Source organism: Steroidobacter sp. (assembly GCF_016790065.1).
GTDB lineage: Bacteria > Pseudomonadota > Gammaproteobacteria > Steroidobacterales > Steroidobacteraceae > Steroidobacter.
Genome location: NZ_JAEUPY010000237.1, coordinates 17,060 through 27,685, shown reverse-complemented (window position 1 = coordinate 27,685; position 10,626 = coordinate 17,060). Strand labels below are relative to the sequence as shown.

9 protein-coding genes are annotated in these 10,626 nt (G+C 62.0%); 2 read left to right on the top strand and 7 right to left on the bottom strand.

The window, feature by feature from the left end:
- Window positions 1-1,887: PD-(D/E)XK nuclease family protein (locus tag JNL55_RS10225; RefSeq protein ID WP_293852666.1), on the top strand; the 1,887-nt coding region annotated here is incomplete at its 5' end.
- Window positions 1,880-5,239, top strand: a complete 3,360-nt coding sequence (locus JNL55_RS10220) for a UvrD-helicase domain-containing protein (RefSeq protein WP_293852664.1) — start codon at window positions 1,880-1,882, stop codon at window positions 5,237-5,239. The genes JNL55_RS10225 and JNL55_RS10220, both read left to right, overlap by 8 nt.
- A 56-nt stretch (window positions 5,240-5,295) precedes the next feature.
- Here JNL55_RS10220 and JNL55_RS10215 read toward each other — a convergent pair whose 3' ends face one another.
- Genes JNL55_RS10215 through gspH form a run of 7 tightly spaced genes read right to left on the bottom strand, consistent with a single transcriptional unit; the run spans window position 5,296 to window position 10,618 of the window.
- Window positions 5,296-6,042: a type II secretion system protein N gene (locus JNL55_RS10215; protein WP_293852662.1), complete on the bottom strand. Its 747-nt coding sequence runs from the start codon at window positions 6,040-6,042 to the stop codon at window positions 5,296-5,298.
- Between the two features lie 10 nt (window positions 6,043-6,052).
- A complete protein-coding gene (locus tag JNL55_RS10210; RefSeq protein ID WP_293852660.1) occupies window positions 6,053-6,550 on the bottom strand; it encodes a type II secretion system protein M in 498 nt (165 codons plus the stop codon).
- Complete coding sequence (gene gspL, locus JNL55_RS10205; protein WP_293852658.1) at window positions 6,550-7,815, bottom strand: type II secretion system protein GspL; 1,266 nt, start codon at window positions 7,813-7,815, stop codon at window positions 6,550-6,552. The genes JNL55_RS10210 and gspL overlap by 1 nt, the downstream gene beginning before the upstream one ends.
- Entirely contained in the window at window positions 7,815-8,795 is a 981-nt protein-coding gene (gene gspK, locus JNL55_RS10200) for a type II secretion system minor pseudopilin GspK (protein ID WP_293852656.1), read from the bottom strand. Before gspK ends, gspL begins: the two co-directional genes overlap by 1 nt.
- Window positions 8,792-9,409 (bottom strand): type II secretion system minor pseudopilin GspJ, encoded by a 618-nt coding sequence (gene gspJ / locus JNL55_RS10195; RefSeq protein ID WP_293852654.1) that lies wholly within the window; start codon window positions 9,407-9,409, stop codon window positions 8,792-8,794. Before gspJ ends, gspK begins: the two co-directional genes overlap by 4 nt.
- Window positions 9,406-9,948, bottom strand: a complete 543-nt coding sequence (gene gspI / locus JNL55_RS10190) for a type II secretion system minor pseudopilin GspI (RefSeq protein WP_293852652.1) — start codon at window positions 9,946-9,948, stop codon at window positions 9,406-9,408. Before gspI ends, gspJ begins: the two co-directional genes overlap by 4 nt.
- Window positions 9,938-10,618 (bottom strand): type II secretion system minor pseudopilin GspH, encoded by a 681-nt coding sequence (gspH, locus tag JNL55_RS10185; RefSeq protein WP_293852650.1) that lies wholly within the window; start codon window positions 10,616-10,618, stop codon window positions 9,938-9,940. The genes gspI and gspH overlap by 11 nt, the downstream gene beginning before the upstream one ends.
- Between the last annotated feature and the right edge of the window lie 8 nt (window positions 10,619-10,626).

The window sequence follows — 10,626 nt, the reverse complement described above, 5'->3', positions numbered from 1 at the left end:
GGCCAACGAAACATTCACGCCGAGTCAGCAAAGATTCCGGTTGTCATTGCCGCGCCGGTGCCGCTGGCGTCGTATCCAGTCGTCGACGCCGCGCTGTTGGTGCTTCAGTTCGCTTTGCATGATCGGCCCGCGACGCACGCTGGTCGGTTGTTACGTTCGCCTTTCATCGCGGGCGGTGAGACTGAGAAAGATCGCCGCGCCATGGCGGACTTCCGCCTGCGTGAAGACCAGCGAGATCGATGGGATTGGTTCGAGCTGGAGCGCTGGGCGGGTGCGACGGGTTGCGATCAGCTGGCGCTGGCCGCTCGCCAGGTCGTCGCGGAGATTCGTGACAAGACGTCGAAGACAGGGGCGAGCGCTTGGGCGGAACGATTCCACGCTTGGCTGCGTGCCGCCGGCTGGCCCGGTGAACGTTCGCTGAGCAGCGTCGAACATCAAACCGTGCGCAAGTTTCATGACGCGCTCGCAGAGTTCGGCACGTTGGATGCGGTGACGGCGCCGCTCTCGGCATCCTCAGCCTTGTCCCGCTTGCAAGAGCTGCTGCGTGACACGGCGTTCGAGCCGGAGACCCAAGCGACGTCCATTACGGTCATCGATCCGGCCACGGTCGCCGGCATGACCTTCGATGCAACTTGGGTGATGGGGTTGGATGCGGCTCGTTTGCCGGAGCCCGTGAATCCCGATCCGCTGTTGCCGGTTGCCTTGCAAAGAGCCGCAAAGATTCCGGAAGCCACGGCGGAAGGCGTGATGCAGCTGTCACGCACGCGGTTGGCTCGTTGGACGAGTAGTGCGCCCGATGTCGTGCTGAGTTGGCCGCGGCAGGAAGGCGAGGCGGAGTTGCAACCGAGCCCGATGCTATCGGCGTGGCCGAGCATCAAAGGCGGCGACATTGCCATCGCGGCCGTGCGTCCGCTACGACGAACTCTCTTCGATCAGCGTCCGTTGCTGGAACACATGCGGGACGAGTTCGCGCCGCGACTCACTGTGAAAACTGCACGCGGTGGCGCGATGACACTGGAGCTGCAGTCTCGCTGTCCGTTCCGAGCGCAAGCGCAGATTCGCTTGGGAGCGGAGCAGTTGCCGACGGTGAGCATCGGCGTCGAGCCCATCGATCGCGGCATCATCCTGCATCGAGTGCTCGAGGAGATTTGGGGCTGGCTGCGTAGCCACTCCGCATTGGTGGCCGTCGACGAAGAAACATTGGCCTCGCGTGTGAGCGACAGCGCTCAGCGCCATACCTTGAAGGCGTTGCAACCGACTGTGCGCTATCGCGAGCGGCTGGCGGCCTTGGAGGCAGCGAACGTTGCTAAGCAGGTTCTGCAACTGCTGGCGGTGGAGAAGCAGCGACCGCCGTTCTCGATGCGTTTGACTGAGACCTCGGAGCCGTACTCGATTGGCGGCCTGTCGATCACTTTGCAGCCGGACCGCATCGACGAGTTGGCTCAGGGCGGTCACTTGTTGATCGATTACAAGTTGGGCGACTCACACTCGCCGAGACAATGGCTCGACACACGGCCGGGTCGACCGATGCGACCGCAGTTGCCGCTGTATGGCTTGGCTCACGCAGAGACGTTGCGAGGTCTGTCGTACGTGGTGCTGGCTGCAGGCGCAGTCGAGTATCGCGGCTGGAGCGATGGCGCGTTCGTCGGCGAAGGCGTCCAGCAGTATCCGTTGGGCGTTCGTTTGCGACCGGAGCATCCGCAGGATTGGCCGTCGCTCGTGGATCATTGGCGCAAGACGCTGACGCATCTGGCCGAGGGCTTTGTCGAAGGGCAGGCGATGGTGGATCCGTTGCCTCAGGAATGCACGCACTGTCATCTGAGTGCGTTCTGCCGCGTCAGTGAGCAGGCGTTGGAAGAAGAGACGGAGCATCATCACGATGAGTAGCGACGCTGCAGCCCGCAAGCGCGCGCTCGATCCGACGCGCTCGTTCATCGTCCAAGCGCCGGCCGGCTCGGGTAAGACCGAGCTACTGACGCAACGTTATCTGCGCTTGCTCGCCACCGTCGAGCATCCAGAGCAAATCCTCGCGATTACGTTTACGCGCAAGGCAGCGGCCGAAATGCGCAATCGTATTTTGCTTTCCATCGAAGCTGCGGGCGGCTCGAAGCCTGAGTCTGCGCACAAGTTGACGACTTGGGAGTTGGCGCGTGCTGTGCGTGCTGCTGACGTGGAGCGGAACTGGAAACTCGCCGAACACCCGTCGCGGCTGCGAATTCAGACCATCGATGCGCTCAATTCAACTTTGGCGCGTCGGTTACCGATTCTTGCAGGCACCGGATCGGCGTTGGAGCCGGCGGAAGATCCGTGGCCTTTGTACGAGACCGCGGCTCGGCGCCTGATTGAACGGCTCGGCGAAGGCTCGGCGGTTGCCGATCATCTCGAATCCTTGATCGTGCACCTCGGCAATCGCACGGACATGCTGGCTGAGCTGGTGTGCGAGTTGTTGGCCAAGCGCGATCAATGGTTGCACCAGATCGTCAGCGCTGGCGCGCACGACAACTTGCGCGCGGTACTCGAACAGACTTTGCAGAACGTGATCGGACGTCATCTGACGACGCTCTGCGGCTTGCTTCATGAGCCGCGACGTCGCGAGTATTGGTCGCTAACAGTTTTTGCTGCTGCCAATTTGCGTGACGTGGCAGGCCTCGCAGATGACAAGCGAGTGTTGCTGGATGCGTGTAGCGATGGGGACGTCATTCCTGGCTCGGACAGCGACAGCATGGATGCGTGGCTGGGATTGGCCAGCGTGTTCTTGAAGCGTGACGGTTCGCCGTATCTCACGGTCAACAAGAAGAGCGGCTTCCCGACCACCCATCCTGAAGAGAAGGAGCGGATGCTCGGGCTGCTCGCCGAGCTAGGGCAGGATCACGAACTGGTCGCGCAGCTCGGCATGCTTCGTAATCTGCCGCGCGGTTCGTACACCGAAGAGCAGTGGGAAATTCTCGAGGCGCTGCTGGCTGTGCTGCCGGTGGCCGTGGCGGAATTGCAGATCGCATTTCAGTCGCAGGGACAGGCGGACTACATCGAAGCGGCGTTGCGCGCCTTGCAGGCTTTGGGTTCCAGTGATGAGCCGACGGATCTGGCGTTGGCCTTCGATTACCGCTTACAGCATTTGCTGGTCGACGAGTTTCAAGACACGTCGTTCGGCCAGCTGGATTTGTTGGAGCGATTGACGGGGGGCTGGACCGAGGGCGACGGGCGCACGTTGTTTTGCGTGGGCGATCCGATGCAATCGATCTATCGTTTCCGTCAGGCTGAGGTCGGCTTGTTCCTGCAATTGCAACGGCAGGGCTTGCGCAATGTGCCACTTGAACCGCTGCAGCTCACGTCCAACTTCCGCTCTAACAAGCCCATCATCGAGTGGGTGAATCGCGTGTTCCCCGGCGTGCTGTCGCCGACCGACAATGCGGAGCAGGGCGCTGTGCGCTACAGCCCCAGTGTCGCTGCGTTGAGCAGCACGCGTGGTGGCGTGAAGGTGCATCCGTCCTTCGATGGCGATGAACTCGCTGAGGCGCGCCAGGTCGTCAAGCTGATTCGCAAGAGTCTCGCTGAAGATGCAGACACGACGGTGGCCGTGCTCGTCACTGCACGCTCGCACGTCGGTTTGATCGCAAGCGAGTTGCACGCTGCGTCTATCGACTTTCAAGCCATCGAGATCGAGGCGCTGTTGGATCGGCCGGTCGTGCAGGACCTTACCGCGTTGACTCGAGCGCTGCTGCATCTGGCTGATCGGACGTCTTGGCTGGCTGTCCTGCGGGCGCCTTGGTGCGGGCTTACGCTGCATGACCTGCATGTCATCGTCAGTAACAACCGGGCCTCGACCATCAATGAGCTGCTGGGCCGGGCGCTGGAGTCTGGCGAACAGCTCAGCGAAGACGGCCGCGAGCGCGTGGCGCGCGTGAACTCGATTCTGCAGGCGGCTTTAGGTCAGCGCGGACGATTGTCGTTGCGTGACTGGGTCGAACGCACATGGAATGCGTTGGGCGGCCCGGCGACGTTGCATCGTCCGCAGGATCTCGACGACGCGGACGCTTACTTGCGTCGACTCGATCAAATCGAAATCGCTGGCGATCTCGAGGATGTCGCTCGACTGGAAGAGAAATTGGACCGTTTGTTTGCTCGTCCGCGGCCCGAGAATCGTGCTCGCGTCGAAGTGATGACCATTCACAAGGCGAAGGGGCTTGAGTACGACGTGGTCATCCTGCCCGCGTTGAATCGCCTGCTTCGCGGTGAAGGCCGCGAGCTGATGCGGTGGACTCGAATTCCTGGCCAGGACGGCGGTATCGTTTTTGCGCCCATCAAAGCAGCGGGTACCGATTCCGATCCCATGTATCGCTGGATCGAACTCCTTGAACGCGAACGCAGTGCTCGCGAGCGCGGTCGTTTGCTTTACGTGGCCGCCACGCGAGCCAAGCGGGTTCTGCATTTGCTCGGCAACGTGCGAGTGAAAGAGACGGATGCCGGTCCGATGGTGCATGAGCCACGCAACGGTTCGATGCTTCGGCTGCTGTGGCCGGAAGTGAAGTCTCAGTTCGACTCGGTCGTTCAAGCCAAGCCTCAGCAGGATTTGTTTGCTGCTGCTCCCACGCCGCATCTACAGGTGCGTCGTCTACCACTACAGTGGGAGCCCCCGACTGCTGACGCTGCCGTTACCGCGAAGACGGTGAATGTCATCGATCCGGAAACGCGAGTCGAGTTTGACTGGGCGTCGCAGACCGCTCGTCACGTCGGTACGCTGGTCCACCGCGAGTTAGATCGCTTGGTTCGCAGCGGTGCAGAACGACTCACTGCTGCGCCTAATCGCGCTCGACTTTGTTCCGAGCTCGCCGAACTCGGCGTACCACCCGACCGCTGCGACACCGCCGTCGAACGCGTCATCGCCGCCATCGCTCAGACGCTCGCCGACGACCGCGGTCGCTGGCTGCTCGGTTTGTCCTCGCCGGTTTCGGAAGCAGAGTCCGAGTTCGCTTTGACTGGCGTGTTCCAGGGCGAACTGGTCTCCGGTGTCATCGACCGTACCTTCATCGACGAACACGGAGTTCGCTGGATCGTCGACTTCAAAACCGGCACCCACGAAGGCGGCGGCCTCGAAGAATTCTTCGCCGCCGAAGTCCGCCGCTATCGCGATCAGCTACAACGCTACGCTCGCTTGATGCGACTGTTTCAACCAGGCAAGCAGGTGAAGGCGGCGTTGTATTTTCCGCTGATGAAACAATGGCGGGAAGTGGCAGTCTGACTCGGCGGCGTTTCTGCGGAAACGCCGAATGTTAAGTCGGCGTCGAGGCGGTGCCTCTACATCGTCCCCGCCATAGAAAACTGTCTTCTTCCCTGAGCATCCGGTGGGCCCAGGTACTCCAGCGCCTGCGCCAAATTGCGAGGTGCATTGGGCCGAGCGGCGACCATTGCGTCGAGCGCGTAGCTGCGATCGGACTTCAGCTCCAATGTGCCATTGATCTGCAGTGGGCCATCGCCGGCATCAGTAATCGCGCCCTTCAATGACTCAGCAGTGGAAGCAGCCGGGTCGAATACCACTCGATAGCTGCCGACGTTCTGAGGTTTCTGCGCCGGGCCGGTGAGATCGATGGCGTCGAGCGTGCCGTTCACAGATGTAGGCCAGCCGTTATTCAAAGTGACTTCACTGAACTTGCCATTGAGCGTGCCGGTCCAGCCGCCGGGAAGAACGTTGGCGGGCAGGGCGCTGAGTGGCAGCGAGGCGGTGGTGTTCTTCAGGCGAAGTGAGCCGAAACCAGCGCTGAGTTGTGTCGTGGCGAAGCCGTCGATGCGGGTGACTTTCACATCGGCATTAGCGTGGGCGGTGAGCAGCGGCAACGCGTGAAGATTCCATTCGACGCCGCCGATGTTGATGCCCTGAACTTGCAGCACCTGCGCGCGGCCGTGCCAAAGGGTGCCGGATACGCCGCCGGCGGTGACGCCGGCAGAACCGAGCCAGGACAGCACTACGCTGGCCGGGAAGGTGACCAAGGCGAAGATGACGAATGCGCCCACACCGAGCGCGGCCAGCGGCCAAAGTCGCTTCATAGGTTGTTGGTTATACGCCGACGCGAGTCAGCACCAGGTTGGCGTTCACGAGACCGGGCTTGGCGGTGCGATCGATGGTGGCGGATTCGACGTCGACGGCGTGTACCTGTTGAAGCGTGCCCAAGCACACCATCAACTTGTCGAACTCGGCCGCTTCCAACCGGACGCGGATGCCGTGGTCGCCGTTGGGAGTTTGGCCGGTGAGTGAGGAGCCCAGGCCGCAGTCGCGAGCAGCGCGGTCGATGAGGACGACCAGTGATTCATTGCTCGGGCCAGGGCGGCTCGGCGCGGCAGCGCTGAGTACGGCGACTTCGCCAGCGACACTACGCATCCACGCGAGATCGCCTTCCTTCTGCGCGACCCGTTTGGCTTGCGCGCCGACGGCGGCGTACAGCGGCGCCAGCGCCAGCGTATAAATCGCGACAACCAACACCAGCACCGCGCCGCCGATGATGACGATGCGTTCGCGAGGCTGAAGCGCGTTGAATTTGTCTTTGAGCTGTTGCATCACGCACCCGCCTTCTTGAACTGCAAGCGGCCTTCGACTTTGGAGTCGCGCGGATTGGTCGATTGGATTTCCGCGGTGACACCGCGTTCACCGGCGACTTGCCGGATGCGATCAAGCACATCGACCGACGGCGTCAGCACGCGCAGGTCAGTGACGTTGTTGCGATAAGAGAGAGCTTCGATCGCGGTGTTCGGAGCCTGCGCCATCGCCTCGCTCAACATGGCGAGCGTGGTCAACATGCCGCTGGTCGGGCCGGTGCCGCGCAACTGGCCAAGAATCTGTTCCACCTGACGCCGCGCTTCCAACGTATTCGGTACCGGAGCGCCAGGCAATGCTTGCTGGAAGGTCTCGGCGATCTGTGCGTCGAGCAGACTCTCGACCTTCTTGTAGTGGTAGTACTGCCATGTCTTCACGCCGATGTGAGCAGCGACAAACACCGTGGCAAGGATGGCTGCATAACGCCAAGGTGCGAAAGAAACAGTCAGCTTGGTCTTGGCCGCGTACGCCCCCTGCAACAGGTTCACAGCGCCGGCCTTGGCAATGTTCGACGCCAATAGCGGCAGCGGACCATCGGGCAGCAGTTTCAACTGCAGGCTGGCGGTGAACTCACGCAAGTCTTCGAGCAGTTCGCGCTCGCGTTCGTAATCGTCTTCGGAAACGAAGATGGTCACGTGTTCGCGAGACTCTTCGCCGCTGCCCAGCGCCAGCTGCAAGGCTTCGATGAGCGGCTCGATCTCGATCACCGTGCCGGGCTGGGTCTCACGACGCACATACAGACGGTGACCGTCGATGAGCATGGCGACCGCGCCAGTCACCGTCGGTAGCACGCTGGTCTCGGCGTACAGTGTTTCTGTCGACAAGCCGGCGTCGCGGAGCAGGGCAACCCATTCGTCCAAGCGTGCGCGAGACACCGCGGCGACTGGCGTACCGGGGCGCGAATCGCGCTTGCCGACCGCGAAGTGCAGATCTTCGACATCGACGGCCAGGTGTTCTTCGAGTGCGAAGGGCACGACCTGCGCCAGCTTGGCACCGCCCTTCAACGGCAGCACCGGCTCCGCCAACAACACGTCGGTGCCGGGCACCAGCACGACAGCCTTGCGACTGCCTTGAGCGGCGGCGGCGTCGCTGAGCGAGCCCCACGACACATTGCCGCGACGAGCCCCGTTGCCGTCGACGACCAACCATTCGGCTTGCGGTGGTGAAGGGGCCGCCCCTGTCTGGGTGACAGAAACGGGATGCAAGCGGACAACTAGGAGTTCCGGCATCAGAGCGTTCCGTAGCTTCTTAGGATGGGACGGACCTGATTGGAAGGGCCCGAGCGGTATAACAAACTGTACAGGGTGAACCGTTGAGTGCCAAGGGTGACCCAGATGGTGGCCAGGAAGTAATCGCTGGTTTCATCGATCACGTTGCCATCCACCAATTCCTGTTTCTGGTCGGCCGTCAGCGGCTGTTCGAATTCCTGCTTGTTCGGAAAACAGCGTTGCGCGCGCGACTGCTTGGTGCTCTCGCGGGCCAATGTGAATTGCCGACTGCCGGACACCAGCGCATCGAGCAGCTCGGGCGAGGCCGTGCACAGATTGATCTTGGCGTCGGCGGGCAATGCCGTCACGAACGGGGCGAGCCGGCGATAGCGCTCAGCACCGAACTCGGGCATCGCCAACAGTTCGCTGGCGCGCGTGATGGGCATGTTCGCGGTGCGATAGGGCGGCGACAGATTGGTGTATACCGGATCCTCGGCGCCGTCGGGGAAATTGGGATTGGTGTCGGTGTCGATCCAGTCGGCGATGATGTTGGCCCACTTGGTTTCCAGCTCCAGAATTTCCAGCAGCCGCTCGAAGCGCGCCACCGCTTGAGTATTCACCTTGCCGACGCCGGAGTTGTCGAAGCTCACCAGGCTGTTGAGATTGAAGCGACCGGTCAGGTCTTCCAATGTGCCTTCGAATTCGCCGCCGACGTCTTCCAACGGAATCGGCGGAATGGGGGTGGCCCATTCTTCAGTGAAGTCGTCCTGCTTGGGGCTCTGCATCTTGTCCCGACGCAAGGCATCCGAGGCCCAGGCTTCGCCACCGAGCGCGATCTCGAAAGATTGATCGAGCGAGAAGGCGTTCACTGTGCGGCGTTGATCGAGATAGCCCTTGAAGCCCACTTCGGCGGCCAGAATGGTGGCGAGCGCCACGATCAGGATGGCCATCACCAAAGCCACGCCGCGTTGACGACGCATGGATGCGAAGGAGCGACTCATCCCGCCACCTCGATCAAGCGCTTCAACTCACCCCAATCTTCCAGCTCCAGCGTGACCTCGACTGCGATCGGGCGCAGCGTCGGGCCATCGGCGGCGGAATAGCCGAGCGGCGGCCATTGCTCGTGCCAGCTGCGATTGGTGTCCATGAAACGCAGCTCGACTTTCTTGACCTTGTCGATCAGCACCGCGCTCTCGGGCTCGCTGTCCATGGTGCGATCGAGCGCGACCCAATACTCGCGAATCAGCTTCTCATCTTCGAGCCGATACTGAACGCGTTGCAAAGTGGAGCGCGGCGAGCCGGCAGGATTGCTCCAGCCCGAACGAGTCAGCTCGGCGATCTGCTGATTGCGTTTGTCGGCGCGCATCGCCGGCTGCAACGAATCGCCCAGCGGTTCGCGCACCGGTCGCGGTTCGAGCGAAGAGAAGTCCAGATTCAAGCGCTGAATGGTGGCTTGGACCGCGCGCGTGCGAGCGGCGCCAGCACTGACGATGTCGCTTTGTTTGATGAGCTCGTTGTAACCGCCCATGGCAATGGCGGCGACGATGGCGAAGATGAAAATCGCCACCAGCACTTCGACGAGAGTGAAGCCGCGCGCCTTCATGAACTTGTTCATGATTCTGGATCCGGCGACGGTTCGGGATCGGGCGGCACCGGCTCACCCGGTTCGAGCGTCGGCGGCGGAGTGACTTCGGAATCGTCCTGGGGTCGATTGTTTTGACCCATGCCGCCGGACTTCTGTTGCTGGCCTTTCCAGTTGATGGCCACAGTGCCGGCGGGTGCCACGGCGGTGCCGTAGAAACCGGAGATATAAGCGAGCGAACTCTTTTCCGGCGCATCCGACGGGCGCACGCTGACTTCGATGCGGCGAATCGATTCGATCGGCGTCTGTTTCACTTCCATGGTCCAGCGCCAGTCGCGGCCGGCCATCTCGACTTCATCGGAAGACTTATCTACGGGTGGCGCCGTGGGCAGCAGTCGCACTTGGGTGAGCTGATTCATCGCGATCCAGTGCGCGATGGTTTTGTCACGCATGTAAGCGGTGTTGTTCGCCGTCTGGCTCACGGTCTGGATCACCGCGAGCATGCCGAGACCGACGACGACCAGCGCCACCAGCACTTCGATCAAAGTGAAGCCACGAGTGTCAGCGCGCACTGGACACCCGCGTCGGTTGCTTTTGGCGATCGTCCTCTGGCGGCGGCTTGGTCTGTAGTAGCGGACCCCACTGATCGCGGTCACCGCGCTTCTCGACGCGCAAATCGTTGTTCGCCAGCGCAGTCACTCGCCACAACGACGGTGCGCCGTCGCGCTCGATCTCCAATTCGAAAGGCATGACCTCGCCACTGGACAGCACCATCACGTGCGGCGGGTACTTCTTATTCTCGTCTTTGTCGCTCCGCTGCGGCAGGCTGGGCTTGAGCACCACCTCGCGCTGTTCCAAGCGCAAGCGGAAGCGCAGGCCTTCAGGGAGTTTGCGTTGCTGGAACAGTTCGTCGCCGTCGATGAGTTGCCACTCGTCCTTGCGAGGCTCGAAGCGCAGATACTCGTAAGAGTCGGTCCCGATGTAGATGCCGATGTCCTCGACCTGCAACTCGGCTTCTTCGCGGGCCTGTTGCAGCACCGTCCAGAAGCGGCGCGTTTCTTCTTCGGCCTGGCGGTCGCGGCCGAGCACGCCAAAACTCAGCACGGCCATGGAGACCATGATGCCCACCACCACCAACACCACGAGCAACTCGAGCAGCGTAAAGCCGCTGAGCTTCCGGCCGGGCAGGGGGCGGGTGTGGATAATATGAGCTCTACCGAGATTCTTGAGGCGCCGGATCATAACAAAGC